Consider the following 19,921-nt stretch of genomic DNA (forward strand, 5'->3'; position numbering starts at 1 on the left):
TGTAAAAGCTTAAATACTTTAAACAATTACTATACTAAAAATATTTGTATCCCCTGCACGGACGACTCCTCTTTGTATGGATAGCTTCAAGTTTAATAAGCACATTTGCATAAAAAAAGAGGAAGACTTATTAAAAAATAAGTGCTTCCCCTTTTAGTTAGGTTTGCATATCTTAAATGCTAGTTTGCTATCTTTTCTAGAGTAAATGTTCCTTGATCAAATCCATTTAATGGATCTTCTTTTGGGTAGACAAGGTACTCTAATTCAATAATTGTGCCTAAACATGAATTATACAAGCCCGGATCTAAACTTTTTAACCAAACATTATCATAACCTGCGCTTGGCTGATCAAAAAAGAACTGATCAGGGATGCTGCAATCTAAACTTTTGCGATCGAACAGGATTTCTATATCTGATTCACCTACATCCCAAAGGCCTTTTGCTATTACTGAATAGGTACTTTCACCAGCTACAATCTCAATCTCATAAACAAAAGTACCATCTCTGGATTCTTCAATTACATTGAATTTTCCAACGAAAGCTCTTCTGTCAAATTCACAAAATTTAAATAAGTTAATTTCGAATTTATCATCAAAAATGGCAACATTTTCTTTATTCTCAGCATCTAATGTTAAGCGCAATGTAGCTCCTTCTTCAACTGCATTTTCATTTAAAGCAATTAACTCTATTGGGGCAATTGCCGTTCCGGCAGGAACCACAACATCATTTGAAGCCAACTCAAAATGAACACCTTGAATGGCAGTAGAATTTTCAGTATCAACAACAACCTTAAATGTTTGATCGTAATCTACTGTTTTTGTAATTCCCACTTCAATAGGAACTATCATCTTTTCTTCGGTAATAATTACGTTATCATGGCTATTTACAAAGTGAACCTGCGATGGACCACTATATACTTTCACCTCGTTTTTATAACACGATGATGCAAGTAGCGTAAGGCAGAAAACTGCAACTATTTTGTATATATTATTTAGCATCTGTTCTTTATTAAATATTAGTAACCTGGATTCTGCTCAATATTCGGATTTCCGTTTAATTCAGCTCTTGGAATAGGCCATTGCCAACGGTAATCGTCTGCCTCAATCTTTAGGTCGTTAGCTACCAATGTGTGGGCCTGAGGTACTCTTTCAAAACCTTCGCCTCTGCGTTTTAAATCAAACCAATAGAAACCTTCAAACATTAATTCTTTTTTGCGCTCCTGAGCAATGAACGAATGAATTTCTACATTAGGATCAATCTCATATTCATTGTCGCCAGTACGTGCTTTTAATAAGGTTTCAAGGTATCCAATTGCGGCATCTTTATCATCTAATTTAGCTTCTGCCTCGGCTAATATTAGATACATTTCGGCCAAACGCATCACTTTTGGCATATTAGTACCTTGGGTTGCAGCCATAACGTAATCAGGGTTTGTAGGGTATTTATAAATTAGGTCGCCCGTCCACCCATAAAGCGTTTTTGAATTGGTAATGTAAGAACTACCTCTGACATCATAGCCTGTTTCATATAAATCAACCCACCAATTAGCAGGTATATAATCAGGGTTAGGATCAGACCAAACATTATTTCTATTAAAGAAATTATACCCTGGAGCAGCTCCAAAATCCGTTACTGAATATTGAACTTTCCAGATGATTTCATTACCTCTATCGTTCAACCAAATATCTCTAAACTCATCTGTAGTTGCCAAGCTAAAACCTGCAGACATTACTTTCTCAGCATATTCTATAGCCATTTCGTAATTCTGCATATCCAAATAAATACGTGCAGCTAATCCATTTGCAAAGGCTTCGTTGAAACCGTAATTATTTGTATCGAAGAAAGTCGCATCTTCAAAATATTGTAGAGAAGCTTTAATATCTTCTATCATCAACTGATAAACTTCTTCTACTGTATTTCTTTCTGGTTCTAATAATTCTAACTCAGGATACTCAGTAATGTATGGAATACCCAAATCAGATTGAGCTGTTTCTGCATTATAAGCTTTTGCAAAAACTCGCACTAAGTTGTGATATACCAATGCACGACCAAGGTGAGCTTGAGCCAAAAGACCGTTTGATTTATCCTCATCCATTTCAATGGCATGTATGCCATTTATTAATGTATTGCAATTAAAAACTGTACCATATACATTACCCCAAATTCCGGCTGGTTCTGCTGACCCTGGATTTAAACGCCACGCATATGCATCGCCCCAAGTATTTGAAAAACCTACTGCAGCAAAGGCTACATCAGTAGTAGCATCGAGCATTGAAGTAAGATATGTTCCGTATGAGTTTCCTGACTTAAAACTCATGTACATACCGTTAACTAAGTTAACGGCATCTCTTTCACTCTTGAGGATATCTTCTACCTCAGTTTTATCGTGTGGCTTCTGCTTAAAGAAGTCTTCGCATGAACAAAGACTTAATACTAGACCTGCGATGAATGTATATTTAAATATTTTTTGTAACATCTCTTGTTGTTTAAATAATAAAACTATTTGCATTGCTTATTCAACAATGTTAAAACCCTAAATCTAAACCAATAGTAAAGGTTCTCACATTAGGATACATGTTCAACTCAGCTGTTCCGTAGAATTCTGGGTCCATACCAGTGTAGCCTGTTAATGTAAATAGATTCTGTCCCTGACCATAGATGCGAGCGCTGCGGAAAAACTTTGTTTTCTTTAGTAAATTGTCGTTGAAATTATATGCTACAGTAAGGTTCTTTAATCGTAAGAAAGAAGCATTTTCAAGTAAACGAGTGTCATACTGATTATCTTGATATTTTGGATGAGGATGCTTAGCATTGTCACCGGGTTCTTGCCAGTAATCAAGCATCTCAGTACTTTGATTGTACGACATAAAAATACCTTGACTCTCGGTAAAATAACGAGTAGAGTTTATCATCCACTTGTCTGCCATCCATGTAAAGAAGGCCGATAGTGACCAATTTTTATACTGTAGGTTTGTTGTAAATCCTCCTGTTAAAGGTGGCAAGTAAGATTTTCCTTCTTGTAATTGTCTATCGCTATCTGAGTACATATTGGTAACCTGACCATCGGCAGTATACCACATACCCTTACCATTTGCTGAGTTAACACCAGCCCATTGAGTTAGGTTAAAAGTACCTAATGGTTGTCCTACTTCGATAGAAGTAAAGCCTTGGTCAATATCAGAAACATCAGCATATAGCTTAGTTACCTCATTGCGGTTATAGGCCATATTTGCGCTAAAATCGAATTTAAAGTCTCTTGAGTCGATGATTTTTACATTCATATCTAACTCAATACCTTTATTTACCATTTCACCAGCATTCTCCATTCTACCAGATGTACCTGTAGTTAATGAACGTGGGATAAAGAATAACATATCCTTTGTGGTTTCGTGGTATAATTCAGTTTTAAACGTTAATCTTCTGAAGGCAGCAAACTCAATGGCTACATTGGCCTTTAGTTTACGCTCCCAGGTTAAATCGTCGTTACCATATTGCTCAAAATAAGCAGCACTTTGGTTGGCGTAAGATCCGTAACCAAATAAAGAAAGGTGCTCGTAGTTACCAATGTTGTAGTTACCTGTTTCACCAATACTGGCACGAAGTTTTAATTGATCTAACCATGAAATATCTTTCATCCAGTCTTCTTCTTGGATATTCCAACCAGCACCAGCACTCCAGAAAGTACCCCATCGGTTGTCTTTTCCAAAACGAGAAGAACCATCACGACGAATACTTAAATCAAGTAGATATTTATACTTGTAATTATAATCCATATTGGCAAAGAAAGAAGCCACTGTATAATCGTTGGCATTACCACCCCAGCTTGCAATATTTGAAGTTACATCTAATACTTTTAATCTTTCGTTTGGTACACCACGCCCGGCAACATTAAATTGCTCAAAACTGTTACTCACAATTTCCTGACCACCTAGAAATCCTAAGTTATGGTCTTCGTTGATATCCATGTGGTAACGTAAAGTATTGGTAGGAGTGATTCTAACATTACGTTGAAATGCACGAGATACTCTACCATCATAACCTGCTCCCCATTCTGATTCAGGATTCAAGTAATCGTTACCCGTGTAATCGTAAAAGTCGATACCAACGTTGGTTTTAAATACTAAGTTTTTTGCTAACTCAGCATCAAAGAATATACTACCAACTATTTTAAGGGTATTATTATCGTTATCATTCAGTTCGAGCTGTTCCAATGGGTTTGGAAAAGGGAAGCCATTACTATTGTAATTACCTTCAGAATCATAAGGCGCGTAATACGGATTCAATAGTCGCGATGCAAAGATTGGGTTGAATACGTTATTATCGTACCCAGAACCAGTAACAGTATTTGTATTTGACTGGAAACCTAAGGTTAAGTTTAATCCTAAATTTACTTTCTCAGATACTTTATTATCGAGGTTAGCACGAAAGTTCATTCTTTCAAAATCTGAACTATGCAAAATACCATCTTGATAATAATAGCTACCAGAAAGGTAAAAACGTGTTTTTTCATTTCCTCCACGAGCAGATAACTCGTGCGATTGTGTCATTGCATTTCTTAAAACTTCATCAAGCCAATTGGTGTTGGTTTGACGCATCATTAATTTTTCTTCGGGCGTGTAGAATTTGATACCCACAGCCTCTTCGTACGCGATCTTCTGATCGGTGTTCATCATATTAAAGTTATCGCGTGCAATTTGGTTGTATCCATATTGTCCACGATATTGAATCTCAGTTTTACCATCAGTATTACCACGCTTTGTAGTAATAACAATTACACCATTACTTGCTCTACTACCATATAAAGCAGTTGCAGTTGCATCTTTAAGAATAGATACATTTTCAATGTCGTTTTGATTTAATGCACTAAACTGTCCTGCAGAAATAGGTACACCATCCATTATGTATAACGGATCGCTACCTGCGTTAATTGAACTAATACCACGTATACGCACTGTAGCAGCAGCTCCAGGAGCACCCGATGATGCCACAGCAACTAATCCGGGTGCTTGTCCTTGTAAAGCTTGATCGAAACTTGCAACAGGCACTTGCTCTAATTTTTCGGCTGATACTACCTCTACAGAACCAGTATATGAGCCTTTCTTTTTAATACCATAACCTGTAACAATCACCTCATCGATGTTCTCCATATCAGAAGAAAGTCTAACGTTAATGCTTTCTTGACCGGTGTAAACCACCTCATGATTTTGATAACCAATAAATGAATATACAAGTGTTTGGTTTTTGGCAGGTGCCTGCAGGCTATACGCCCCATTTATATCCGTAACGGTACCTACAGTTGTCCCTTTCACCACTACACTAACACCAATCATTGGTTCTCCATCAATACCATCGATGATATTACCGACAACCACATTGTTCTGTGCCAATGCGGTTGCGTTCACCAACAATAACACGAACAAAAAATTTAATAAATACCTCATTGGGAATATATATGTTTAAGTTTCTAAATGAATATTCTTACTTGATGGAAATTGGAATTTCGATGGTGGTAAAGTTTAATGCCTTATCAGACACTACTACTTTAACCATGTAATCCGTTGACATGATATCTGAAGGAATAGTTGCTTCAAATAAAAATTGGTCAACTATTTCATCGGTAGTTCCTGAAAGAGGAAATGTAACCTCATCGGGAGTCCATAATTCATCCCATCCCATGGCTGATTTTAAATTCTGAGTTAAATAAACGGTACACTCGTTTAGCGCTTCATTATCAGTAAATGTAGCATTTAAGTATAGTGTGTTTCCGCGTAAATAAAGCGCGTTATTCTCAGGAGAAGTGATTATGGCACTTGGAGCCTGTTCATCTTTTTTCTCATCATCTTTCCCGCATGAAACCAATACAAGAATTGAGAATAGGGCTGTTAATAATGTTGATAATTTATAATTCATAACGTATTATTTATATCGTAAGCATGCTTACAGTCTAATGCTATTTTTTACTCTACATATTTGAAAACTGCTGTTAGGAGTTGCATATCTACTAACAGAATGCAGCTTTCGTATAGATGAATTTATTAGGAGAAGTGTATGTAGTGAATGGTTATTAGACCCCCGGTTGAATAACCAAAGGGCCTAATGAAATCCAACTAATACACTATTATAATTTATTTACCTTGCGTAATATGATATTACCATTGATATCATAAACCTTAACCAAATAGATACCCGCAGATAAATCTGATACTCGAACTTGATTTAAGTTACCAGTGTTTACATCTTTAATTTTCTGCCCATTTAAAGCATAGATACCTATTGCTTCGATTGGACTATCAGATACAATGTATAAGATGTCGCTAACTGGATTAGGATATATTCTAACATTTGCTTCAACCTCATCAACTCCAACTCTACGATCTAAAGTAATGGTTAACTCAGTTTCAGAATCAACATCAATAGAATACTCACCTTCCATAGGCTGGTAATTTTCAGCTAGTACTTCATAAGTATATGTACCATACGGAAGTTCAGTAATTACAGCGGTCCCTGTTTCATCACTTTCAATAGTAAAATCAAGTTCACCATCAGTAGTGGATCTGATTGTAACAGTTGCACCTTCAACAAACTCTTCGCTACGATTTACAACAGTAATAGTAAGGTCAAATAATGCCATTGCTAATCTTACATCAATACCTCCAGTTGTATTCTCATCTAATACATAGGTATCTGTAATAGTTACGTAACTATCTTTTGCTATTTCATAAGCGTAGCTTGCAAACGGAATATTAGTAAAGCTATAATTACCTTCGCTATCAGTCGTTCCTGTAAATGTGATTTCTGAATCATTAATATCTGTAAGTTTGATTAATGCACCTTCTAATTCAAGCAAATCGTTATCTAATACAGAAACTAAAATATCGCCAAACGCTGGTTGTAAATAAACCTCTATTCCGCCTTCGGTATCATCAACTGTATGCTGTCCTGATGCACTTACATAGCCATCTGCAACAATCTCGTAATTATAAACGTCATAAGGAATATCAAAAAACTCACATATTCCGTCCTCGAATAAAACCTCACTTGTTTCACCAGAAAATACAATACTCGCATCGGTAGTTGAAGTAAGTGTAACGCTAGCACCATTAATACCGCCTCCTATTAAAGAACCTTGTTCAATAACAAAAGCATTGAAGCTTTTAACTTCTGGATTTAAAGTTTCTTCAATACCTGTTGTACTATTACCATCCAATACATATTGGCCAGCTACAGTAAAATAACCATCAGCACTTACTACATAATCGTATGTACCATATGGAACTTCAGAAAATTCTACGTAACCTAAATCAAGCATAGTGCTACCAGTAACACCAGAAAAACTAATAGAAGCATCCTCAGTATTAGTTAAAGTTACAGTAGCTCCTCCCAAATTGTTAAATGAATCACTTAAATCTGAAGCTGTGATAAATGCAATAATAGAACCTGGAGGGTCTAAATTTACATTTAAACTGCTATTAGGCCAATTTTCATAATGTTCGTCCCATACTAACTCACCAACACCAGTTGTGAAACCTTCAAAAATTACTTCGTACCTATATTCACCAAAATATACATCTGTGAAGGTTGCACTACCATTAGCATCCGTTGTTTGGGTAGTATAGTTGTATTCAGAATCACCCTCGTACAAATATATAGTTGCATTTGTGAGGGGTGCTTCGTTACCGGTAATATTAAAAATAAAGTCGCCTTTTGCTTCATCCATTGAGAAAATAATATCTTGATCATCATCAATAGTTATTTCATCATTTATTTGAATGTGGCCAAATTCCGTATAACTTATTTTATACTCTCCATGCGGTACATCATAGATATAAGCCTTAGGCTCAGGCTCTTCATCCGTAGAGCCATTTGTTGCTACATAAAATACGATGTTGGGATCTGTAACGCTCTCTAATAAAACATGAACACCTCCACCATAAGGATATTCAGGAGAACTCCAAGAAAGTTCAGCTAGAAATGAAAGCGTTGCTGAAGGTGTTAAAGAGACTGTTTCACCTTCTAGTGTGTTTTCATTAACATTAAAGAAACCTGTATAAGTGGTGTATCCGTCACATACCACCTCATATTCGTAAAGACCATAATTTACATTAGTAAAATGAGCAAAGCCATGATCAAAAGATGTTTCATCATCAGAAACAGCTGAATAATTATATGGGCCGCTTGTTAAAGTTACTGTGGCATTACCTAGCTTTGCACCACCTGTAATTTGATTCCAATTATTACCATCCTCAATAATAAAATTAAAATCAGCTTGGTTACCTTCGCCATACATTCTTACAGAATTATTATTATCTCCTGAGTTCAACCAAATTGGATAATTGGTATATGAACTAACATTTACAGCATTCGTAAGGTAATTAGGTGCACTAACACTATAAGAATAAACACCCGGTGCTACTGTTGAGAATGTGCAAACACCACTAGCATCAGAAATAGCTGTATAAGTATCAAAGCCATTAGAAATTGATAATGTAGCACCCTCTATGATTTCTCCTGACAATGCATCACTAACTGTTACTTCTGAATTAGAACTCGCAAAATTGTCATCAGATAGATTATGATGCCACACATTAGTTCCGCCATTTTCATTGTTCTCTGAGATGTATAAATATCCTCCATTATAAGCTAGGTCATCAATGTAGCCAAAAATGAACATACCGTCATCTTGACCTCTATATAGGCTATAATCTGCATCTGAATAACCATTAGTTATTGTAATGGTACTGCTATTTGTTAACGGATTAAAATAAGCATAGGCGACTCCACCATCAACAGCTGTAATAGCAGTAATTTCAGAGCTAAAAAATTCATCAACTAATACTACTTCTGGATTTGTTACTGTTACATCAATTGCGTATAAGCCATTTTCGCCATTTGCATTTGTTGCGCTAAAATAAAGCTTATTGCCTGATAAGGTTAAATTATGAACATTATCAGTTACATTTTCATTATTCAATGAAAGGCTAGTTGCTACTTTGTTTTCAACTACAATTAGCTTTCTAAAATTACGTGGGTCAACAGACGTTTCAGGACCACCTATACCAAATACCTTATCGTTAGCTCTTACAAATGTTTTCGTAAAGAATTTGTAATTCGCCACGCTGGCAATATTATTAAAATTAGAACGATCTACTGTGGTTAATGAAAATAGATCCTGTGTTTCTGTTATTAGATAATAATCCTCGTATGCAAAAACTTCATCCATAACGGCAGATTCACTACCATTGTTAAAAAGGTACTTTGCAGAGCTTCCAGTATTTCCATCCTCCACTTCTAATAAAGCAGAGTAATTACCCAATGATCCAGGTACTGCAGAAACAAAATTAAAAATATCTCCATCAGCGAAACCGCTAAATACACCACCTTGAGAAACGCCATTATGACGGATAATTTGGCCATTCTGTATACTAATTGAACTAGTTCCCATATGAGTACCATCCGTTTCATTTACAATGGCTTCATAGCCTCCACTAATTTCAGCATAATTTCCTAAGGTCATATAATAGTATACTACCTTGCCATTTGAGTATTCCATTCGCTCCACATTTGTACAAGCAGGGTAAATACCATGACCAGCATTACGAAGCATTGAGGCTGATGAACCATCAAATACGCGTAATTCTGTGCCGTATGAATTATCTGCATCGCCATAATAATAGGCTTTACTATCATTTGGCCATGCTGATAACTTCGAAATAGTGTTGGCCTGAAGTGTTTCAATTACTGAAACTTTTTCTCCTTCTGTAATAGTACCAACAGCATCAGTAAACTGACCATTAGAGTAGTACATTACCCCATTGTTATAAGGCACAAAATCCTCTAACTTATCACTAAAAGTTTGGGTTAAATACACATTAGTTTCAGGTGTAACAGGATCCCATTGAGCAAACATTGCAGAGCCAACTGCAATAAACATAGATAATAAGAATAATACTTTTTTCATGCTAAATGATTTATGGTAAATAAGAGGGTTCATGATATTATCGCAATACTATCATGAACCCGATTAATTAAATTTTTGTGATCTTTTTAGTTATAACTTTTTCTCCCTGAGTTAATTTTAGTAGATAGATACCTTCTGTAAGGTGCTTTAAATCCAATGCTGACTCATTGTTTAGAATAAATTCACGACGAAGAATTTCTTCTCCGGTAATGGTATATATCTGGACTAAGGATTCTTGAGAGTTAGTTGCATTAGAGTAAATGCGTAGTACGTCGCTAACTGGATTAGGATAAATAGCAACACGAACGGCCTCATTATCATCAACACCTACCCGGTGGTCAACAAAGGCCATAAATTCAGTATCAACTGAAGCTCCATGTATATCAGTTGCCTTTATGTTAATTTCTATATCACCGAGTTTACGTGGTGTAAATACAACTGCACTTCCATCTTGCATATGCGTAAGAACGTCTGTTGCACTATAGAAAACTTCAAAAGTAAGTGGATCTTCATCAGGATCTGAGATATAATCTGTTAGATCCATATAAATTCCTTCATCACTTTCGAGTGGAAATACCTGCTCGCCAATTTCTTGATGCACAACAGGAGCACGGTTCAGGTTCATTACAGAAATATTTAAAGTAAACTTGCTTGTATTTCCATACTCATCTTCACCTTCAACCTCTATAAAGTGATCACCCTCACCATCGTAATCAGGAGTAAAATAGAAATTGATATCGTTACCCTCTTGAGTGTATTCAAAGTATGGTTTATCTTCAACAACTTTAACAGTAAACTCATCGCCGTCAGGATCATAAGGGCGTAAACGATACAACATGGTATCCATCTCGTAAACAGAGAAGTAAGCTGCATCGCCATCAGGATAAGCCGGCCCCATATTTTGATAAAGTTCAACTGGAACAGAAACTAGTGAGTCAAGCGGATCATTACTTGAAATTTGCACCAATGCATCATTGGTTCCTTGCAGTGCAAAAATAGATGCAAAGGTAAGATCAACCGTTGTTTCCTCGCCAGGAGCAAGAGATCCCTCTTTCTCACTATCAATCATTACCCAGAAATTATCACTTGGCTCAACTTCAACTGCTTTAACCATCCATGCTAAAGAACCAAAACCTGCATTTACCGCGTCAATAAAGAAACTTCCGTCGCCATAATAGAAACGATCTAACTGCGGAGAAGGCACAACCGAAATACCTTGTGGGTATAATACCTTTTGCTCAAAGTGCAGAACTACATAAAACTTCTCTTTTGGGTAGAAGAATAATTGCTCTTCTAAATCAATAGTTATGAAATTACCGTAATCAGTAGCTTCATCTGCTTTATGTGTATATGTATAAGTATGAAGAACCTCAGTATTAAAGAAATTATTATGACCACCTCTAATCTCTACTTCAATTTCAGAAGAAAGTACCTCACCATAATTATACCAAAGTACAACATGCGAAAGATTGAAACCTTCGGCTGGTGCTGCAAATGAAGTGGCTGTACTTAAGGGTAAAGATCCATTAAATCCAAGGGCATTTTCAGATACTTCAGTATTTTCATGCTCTAGAATATTGTTGAATTCGTCACGTTCAAAATCGTTGCTGAATGTTGAAATAACTGGACCTTCATTCTCAAATTTCATTATAGATGGTTTCTCAGCCGACGATGTAAAGAAATTATATTCTTGTAAACTATAAACATTGAAAGATTCAGAATACGGATCGTCAAAACCAATACCTAAAGAATACTCTAAGTTTGAAGCCCCTTCGTTTTTAAAAGTAAACTGCCTATGCTGTTCTTCATCAATTGTGTTTGCTCTAACACTAATTTTTGTTTGGTCAGCTGATATAACTGGTGGTTGAACAAACTCAGCACTAACTGGAATTTGAATATTACCTTCTTCAACATTACACTGTATGTAAATCATATCCTCAATAGACTCTTGATTTACAGGCATAATACGCAGGTTAAATGTTTCCTCATTATTTGGACGAATAGTATAATTAATCCAATTCGATTCTATATCAACCCAATCATCAGTCGCATCCGGATCACCGAATTTATTCTTGTCACCCATTATCATACCAAGGTTAAAACCGTTGGTAAACATAATTCGAGAGATTTCTAGAGGATTTGAGCCCTCGTTACGTACAGTAAAGTTAAAATCGTAATACAAATTAGAGTAAAAACTATCTTCATCTGGATTTTCAGCAATAAACAATTCACCAACGTGAAGGGTATCCGAAATCACAACATTGTCGCTACCAATTACTTCTAAAGAAACAGGTATAGTAAAATCAGGATCTGAAGGCGTATTATTCGCAAAAACTAAATCCGTTTCGTAGTTACCTCCAAATATTGAGTTTGCATTAAGGTTAATATCGAAATACTTAGTACTATTCGCTTCAATTTCGTATGTATCTTGCGGTGTGAATGTTATAACAGTTTTATCAAAAATTACACCTTTGGTATTAGCAGAAACCTGGAGACCTTTGGTACCATCTTGGTTTTGCATACCTACAATACCTGTTATTACATTACTAGTTTCATATTCAGGCACATCGAACGTATACTTAACAGTACCATCTCTGAACATCCATACTTCTACAGATGCTGGAGAGCCTCCGGCAAATGAAGCGATATCTTGATAACGTACCACATATTTATCTTCATAAGCATGTGTATAAATTCCAGTTTCTGGATAAAAATCAGGACTACTTAAGCCACCTATACAATACATAGGTGCAAGAAATCCTTGAATACCCTCAGTGTTAGGAATATAGTAAATTGGCCCCATTTCTGTGGTTTCTTGATCTGGAAGAAATGTCATTACACCATTTATAGCTATATAGATAGTATCGTAAGATTCACCATAAAATGGAATTTCGAAAGGAAGAGGGAAAGCATTCCAATATGTATCAGGATCGAAAGGGTCCTCAGGACCATCCCATTTATCACCCTCTTCCATAACATTAGATGGCGCGTAAAACTCAGAGCCTTCATTATAGTCAATAGAATACGAATAATCTTGTCCGGTAACATAATCAGAATCATCTGATGGTGATACTTTTAACCACTCAGTACCTGATGGAGTTACTTCCATAGGGTTATTACCGGTATTACTTACTTCAATCTTTACTACTTTATCTTCGCCATAGTTTAAACTTTCGCTAATTGACTCTTTATCCGCTGAGATAAACGGAGCTTCAATAATAGTACATGTTACAGGAACTGTAACTTCATCACCTGTAGAGGTTTTGAAAATAATAACATCGTTTAACTCCCCTAAATTTTCCGCATTAACACTTACAGTATAGTCTGAGAAGTTATCTGGGTGCAAATCTACAGGCATATACCCATCGATTGTAAAACGTTCGTTCTGAACTGTAACACTTTCGTAATATCCTATAGCACGTCCATCGTTACCAGCTATTAAATTTTGCGAATAGACACCCCCTTGGAAAACATCTCCAAAATCAACAGTATCAACATTAAAGGAGAATTCAGCATCTCCACCACTGGTAATATTTAAGTTTATGGTATGTGTAACAGGATTATTAATTGGATCGGTAGAAACTACATTTATTCTCTCATCAAAATTACCTACATATAAGCTATCTGTTATAACAGTATATTCTATTTCAACTTCGCTATTTACTGGAATGGTACCATATGCATTGGTAACTTCCTGAACAGCACCACGACCTGGGTTCTTAAAATATACCGCATCACCTGTAGTTGGAGCATAGCCCGCAACAAAAGGATCATCTTGTGATGTTCCATAACCATTGAGAACCAGCAAATCTCCAAGATCATAGTCCTCAATAGATACTAATGCAAAAGCACGGTTAAATCCTAAGTCCAAATCGTTTAAAACATTACCTAAGTCTTTATAGAAATAATCAATATCTCCACTTTGATGCAATACAATTTGGAAAGTAATAGGCTCATCTAACCAACCTACACCATTAGATTCATCCTCATCATAAAAGTAAGACCCATGAGAAACTTGATCGTACTGGATTATAAATTTACCCGGTAAAGCTTGGTAATAAATGTTACCACTTAAATGCAAATCAAAAGGCATACCCCACGCACACACCATTTTACTTGGCTGAGCTTCACTATTATAACCAGCAGGTTTTGCATTAAACCATCCCTCATTAACAAAAGAAACAGCTCCTTGATTTGTTATATAACACGTATCAAATGTATTTCCAAAGAATGGGAAACTAAAGCCCATTAATGCATCTTCGAAAACTAAACTTCCATCTAAAAGAAATTTATTACCGATCTCAGTACCCGTTTGTGAAATATCAACCCACTCGAAGGCTTCTTCTTCATCTATTCCTGGGCTTGAAGTACCTGATACGTATCCGAATGTATGAACAAGTTTATCGTCAAAATCAGGCATATTAGAACCATCAGCAAAACGAGGTATGTAATATTCTAGCGGATAAGCACCTTCATTTTTCAAGGTAAAAGAACCTTGAACATTATTATCTAAAACAATATCATCAAAATAATTTGTCTCTGGAGTAACAACTGCTTTAGGTGGCATAGAGGAAGAACCAAATAAACTAAATTGATGTGTTCCACCATTCTGTTCAGTTATTGTAACTACAGCGTTATCAATCCCTGAAGTTGTAGGTGTATATAAAAATTTAAAATTATGAGACCGCTCAGCCTGAATGGTGGTAGGTGCAAGTCCTACAAGAGAAAAAACATCATTTGATATTGATAAACTTAAAGAAGATCCACTACCACTATGGAATGCACCTAAACCAATATTAGATACTTCTATTTCCATCTCTTTACTAACACCAACAAATACATTACCGTAATCTAGAATACCTTCGCTATCCATATGGTAAGTTTGGCCACTTACATCAAATGTTAAATCTAAAGATTTCCAATAATCTTCGAAGCCAACACCAAAAGCTTGAATCTTAGAAACATAATCACCATTAATTAAACTATCTGCATCAACAGTAAACGATATAGTTTCAGACTCTCCGGGCTCCAGATACCCCTCTGTTTTATCTAATTTTACATATGGGTCTAACTCAACTAAGTTATTCATACCAATATGGCACCAAACTTTAGTATCATCGTGATAAACATCTCTTAATAATTTCCACGTTGTACCTTGATCAGAACTATAATAAGAATAATTACTTGACGATTCATTATAACCTTGTGAGGCAATTAACGGATATAAGTGACCTGGTGGTATATGAATTACCACAAAAAACACTTCGCCTTGCTTAAAGAAAATTTGATGATCAAGTTTTACCTCATCAAATGAACTTAAATCTCCTTCAGAATAAAAAGCCTGACGGTGAATTAAATCGGCAGTATAAATATCGTCACCCTTAAAAATCTCAAGGTACGCAGGCTCTTGTAGATCACGCTCTAAATATAAGGCCACTTCAATACCTGTTAGGTTAAAGCCAATAGAATTATTTACGTAATATTTGGTTGCAGCTGAATTTGGTACTTGAATATTTTCGTCGCCAATGATAACCATCGTATAAGACATCCACTCATCATCGAAATGATATAAATACCGTTCTTCAGGCTTTTGCTCAAACGGCGAAAAAGTTGCATCAGATTCAAATGAGTTAGAATTAATAGTTGGTACAACACTACCATGATAGGTTTTATAATAAATTCTTTCAGTAAGTTCTTCCTCTAAGATATCTTCATTCCCAACATGATAAGCTTCTAACTGATAACTTAGTAAACCTTCACCAGTATTACTTATAGTAAAATTATCTTCATATATTTTATTTTGAAGTACATTAATTGAAAAGTCAATACTATCAGGATTAAGTTCAACAATTGGTCCATTATTAGTAATAAAACTAATTTGATTTGACAAAGAGGCTTCATTACCCCAACGATCAACGCCAGTTACTACAGAATAATAGGTAGTATTCGCCTCCAAATTCTTTAACTCATAGCTGTAGGTATCTCCTGCCTCAGCACTTGAGTTTTCTATTGCTTTATAGGTAAACTTTAAATTATCAGATGTAATTGGCTCATCGTAATAATATATATGAAAATAACGAGGCTTTTCATCATCTTCGTCGGCCGGAACAGTCCAGTTTAATAGAGCCATCGTAGAAGATTCTCCTTCACTTCGAAGGTCTGTAATTGGATCTGGGGCAATTCCTTCATCATTAAGCAAAGCCAAATAAGCATCGGTAGCACCTAAACCCATTTTTCCTGCAATGTTAGAGTTATACCCTATTGTATCAATAACGCTTGTACCACCTAAAAGACGGTTCCATAATTGCTCCGCTGTAAAATTGTCAACACCATCATTATGATTACCAAACTGAGAAACCACTAAACCAGCAATACCTGAAACGTGTGGACATGCCATTGAAGTACCGTCGTAAAAACCGTATTCGTTACCAGGCATTGTGCTTAAAACACCATGATCCTCGCCTTGTTGAACATCACCACCTGGTGCACTTATGTCAATCCAAGTACCGTAGTTAGAATAAGAAGATAAGTGATTAGATGGATCTGTTGCGGCTACAGCGATGACCTTCTCATAGCAACCTGGCCAATAGTTTCCTTCTTCACCATTATTACCAGCAGCAAAAATTACCACTCCCCCTTTCATTGGGCTACCATCAAAATCACCTGCCTCTTCAATAAAATAGTCAATGGCGTCAAGAATAGATTCCTCGAGAATATCAGGTTGATTGTACCCCCAGCTATTTTGAGCAATTACTGCTCCATTATCAGCTGCATATACTAATGCATCTTCAGCACTACCATTGGCGCTCTCTGACATAATCATACATGACATCAAACGCACACCGTCTCCTGAACCAGAGCCTCCGGCAACTCCTGCTACCCCAATACCGTTATTGTTAGTTGCAGCAACTGTACCTCCAACGTGTGTGCCATGAGGAAGTGGGTCTATATCGCCAGTAAACGTAACGAAATTGAAACCATATATGTCATCAATATACCCATTACCATCACTATCTTCACCTGGTGTACCGTTAAGCTCAGCCTCATTAACCCACATATTTTGGATTAAATCCTCGTGCTGATGGTCCATTCCTTGATCAACAATAGCAATAATAACCTCGGGGCTACCCACTTGAGTTTCCCATGCTTTTAAAAGATTGACATCTGCTCTTGGCTCTCTAGGATTACCCGGATTATCCTCAGTATTATGATAATGCCACTGCTGATCAAACATAGGATCATCAACAGTTACGTCACTATTAGAAAGTGCTGAAGGTCCTTTAACGACAGTTTCTGTTAGCTGAGTAATAGAATGCGGTATTAAACTTTTTTGATAAAATGGCTCCGCAACTTGAATTTCATCTAACTGCCCGTATGCAGATAAAACAGCTTTTAATTCATCTTCAGATTCCACAGATAGCTTGTACCATAAATGCAACCCATGCTTCTGATGTTTAGCGTCATGCTTAGGTGAGTATGGAAACAAACGCTCCATTTTAGTTGTCTTAAACTTCACATTTAGTTTGTCAATATTTGATATACCAACACTTGTATACCCATTGGCTTCTGTTATCGACTTTAGGCCTGTTGGAGCTGAAACCATCTCAGGCTTAACTTTGATTTTAATAGCTCCCTTAAGTTGTCCGTTACTATATTGAGAGATCTCCTGTGCATTACCGATATTTGATAATAACGACAAGCTCAATACAAGTGTGATTAGACGTAATTGTTTTAAAATTTCATTCATAGTGTGTGAAGTTTACCTTCTTATTTTTTACTCTTACTTTTTTCGATTTTAGATTTCCTTTTGGCTTCTAATTTTTTTAGGAGCTTTTTAAAAACCTCGTTCTCTTTTTCTCTCTTTTCTATAAGCTGATAGATTTCTCTATCCTCCATATCTGCTTCCATAAGCAACAAGCGTAATTATTGGTTATTTTTAATTAATGTCACAAAAAAGCCAAATTGTAGAGCTTTTGTGAAATAGAAAACCCTCTCAAATCATCACATTACTCGAACAAAACCTCAACATTTATAAAAACCAATGTCGCGTAATAGAATATTCCACCTCTCAACAAAAAGAGTATATATCTGTTATTTAAGTATTAACCACCTCAACATCGACATCTCGTATGGATAATGCGCTAATTCTAGTGATTTTATGGCTTGAGTTTTGCAGATAGGCCCTATAGTTATATATATTGACACAACATTAACACTACAACACAATACACGTGAACACAATTATTCGATTTATTTCATTATGTGCCCTATTATTAGGGGGGGGCAATGGTTATTCAAGCAGTTTTATTAAAGAAGATAGCCTGAAGTTTAAGTATAAGCAGGAAACACTACCCGAAGAGAAGTTAAAAATCATAATTGAGCTGATTAGACATACCAGACAGTATGATTTAAAGAAATCGATATTATTTGGAACAGAAGCAGAGTTGTTGGCTAAACAGTATAATAGAGAACATGAATCTGCTTTGATTAATTTTGAAAAAGGGATCAGTGAATTTTATATTGGCAACTACGAAGAGGCCCTTGAGAATAACTACAATGCTGTACATTACTTTCATGATAATGAATTATATTTCAATTTAATGTATTCGTATTGTAATATCGGAGCCATATATGATAAACTTGAGAATTATGAAGAGGCAATAACTCTATATCATCAGGCATTACAAAATTACAATTTACTTGATAAGAAAAAGCAAGAAAAAAGCCTTAGAGCCAAAGCCCAAATATATAATAATATTGCAAGTGCTAAAGAACGATTAAATTTGATTAATGAAGCTAAACAATATTACCAAAAAGGCTTACTTGAAGTGGCTGGTAAAAATTTTACAGATATTGAAGCATCTATTTATAATAATTTAGGTAAAATTGAAATGGCTAATGGTAATTACAATTTGGCTAAAGGTTATCTTGATAAGTCTATTGTATTACGTACTGAGTTAAATACCTTAGAGGGCCTTTCAAAATCTTATTATTTTTTATCTAATTACTATTCTGGGATCAACAATAATGATAGCGCTGAATGGGCCGCAAAAAAATCACTTGATTTAAGCCAACAAATAAATGCACTGGAACCTCAAATGGTTTCTCATATGTTCTTGTATCAGATTTATGAAAAGGAAAATAGAATTGCAGAAGCCCTAGAAGAATTTAAGAAATACAAATTACTTAGTGATAGCCTTATAAACAAACAAAAAGTAACTCAAATATCACAGTTACAAGTTGCGTTTGAAATAGAGAGACTTGAGGAAAGAAATGAAAGAGATAAAGCGAAAATGAAAATTCAGTTTATAATCTGGATCATTATCCTATCTGCACTCTTAATAGTTATATCGTTACTGTTTAGAATTTCACGTATTCAGAAACGAAGGATATCACTTGAGAATTCTAATTTGGCATTAGATGTTGAAACAAAAGACAAAGAATTAACTACTAATGTGATGTATTTAGTTCAGAAAAATGAACTTTTAAATGCAGTCACAAAGGATTTGATTGATGTGAAACAAACAATTAAAGGCGATCAGAAAAAAGCGATTCAAAAGGTAATTTATAACCTACAATCGCAGTCCGACAATGAGGTTTGGCAAGAGTTTGAAATGCGCTTTAATCAGGTTCATAAAGATTTTTATGAGCAAATACGCGCCAAGCATCCTGATATTAGTCCATCAGAGGAGAGACTATGCGCATTACTACGCTTAAATATGACCTCAAAAGAAATTGCCGCCATAACCCATCAAACCGTTAGAGGGGTTGAGGTTGCACGCGGAAGACTAAGAAAACGCCTTGGTTTAACTGGTATAGATATTAATATCATTACCTATTTGGAGCAATTTTAACAAATACTAAAAAAGGGAAAGACATACTGTAAAATCTTTCCCTGCTCTATTTATCTTAGTTAATTGCTTACTATTTCCCCACTATTCGCAAAGGGATCGATCTTACTAA

General features: G+C 35.7%; 8 protein-coding genes. 1 reads left to right on the forward strand and 7 read right to left on the reverse strand.

What is annotated here, in order from left to right; genetic code table 11:
* Positions 1-179: 179 nt before the first annotated feature.
* From A8B35_RS17120 to A8B35_RS23400, 7 genes are all read right to left on the reverse strand, one after another.
* Entirely contained in the window at positions 180-998 is an 819-nt protein-coding gene (locus A8B35_RS17120) for a DUF4843 domain-containing protein (RefSeq protein ID WP_068474439.1), read from the reverse strand.
* A 17-nt stretch (positions 999-1,015) separates the two neighbouring features.
* The gene (locus A8B35_RS17125; RefSeq protein WP_171973230.1) at positions 1,016-2,476 is read right to left on the reverse strand and encodes a RagB/SusD family nutrient uptake outer membrane protein; all 1,461 of its coding nucleotides are present in this window, start codon (positions 2,474-2,476) and stop codon (positions 1,016-1,018) included.
* A gap of 49 nt (positions 2,477-2,525) precedes the next feature.
* Positions 2,526-5,441, reverse strand: a complete 2,916-nt coding sequence (locus A8B35_RS17130) for a SusC/RagA family TonB-linked outer membrane protein (RefSeq protein WP_068474445.1) — start codon at positions 5,439-5,441, stop codon at positions 2,526-2,528.
* A 37-nt stretch (positions 5,442-5,478) separates the two neighbouring features.
* Positions 5,479-5,910 carry a DUF4625 domain-containing protein gene (locus A8B35_RS17135; protein WP_068474449.1) on the reverse strand — a complete coding sequence of 144 codons (432 nt, stop codon included), beginning with the start codon at positions 5,908-5,910 and terminating at the stop codon, positions 5,479-5,481.
* Positions 5,911-6,118: 208 nt separating this feature from the next.
* Positions 6,119-9,958 (reverse strand): carboxypeptidase regulatory-like domain-containing protein, encoded by a 3,840-nt coding sequence (locus A8B35_RS17140; RefSeq protein WP_075603562.1) that lies wholly within the window; start codon positions 9,956-9,958, stop codon positions 6,119-6,121.
* A gap of 67 nt (positions 9,959-10,025) precedes the next feature.
* Positions 10,026-17,705: a S8 family serine peptidase gene (locus A8B35_RS17145; protein WP_068474453.1), complete on the reverse strand. Its 7,680-nt coding sequence runs from the start codon at positions 17,703-17,705 to the stop codon at positions 10,026-10,028.
* Between the two features lie 20 nt (positions 17,706-17,725).
* Entirely contained in the window at positions 17,726-17,866 is a 141-nt protein-coding gene (locus A8B35_RS23400) for a hypothetical protein (protein ID WP_171973231.1), read from the reverse strand.
* A 323-nt stretch (positions 17,867-18,189) separates the two neighbouring features.
* On the opposite strand from A8B35_RS23400, the gene A8B35_RS17150 reads away from it, so the two are divergent.
* Entirely contained in the window at positions 18,190-19,812 is a 1,623-nt protein-coding gene (locus A8B35_RS17150; protein ID WP_068474455.1) for a tetratricopeptide repeat protein, read from the forward strand.
* The last annotated feature ends 109 nt before the right edge of the window (positions 19,813-19,921 follow it).

The sequence above is a fragment of the Saccharicrinis aurantiacus genome (assembly GCF_001660705.2).
Lineage (GTDB): Bacteria > Bacteroidota > Bacteroidia > Bacteroidales > Marinilabiliaceae > Saccharicrinis > Saccharicrinis aurantiacus.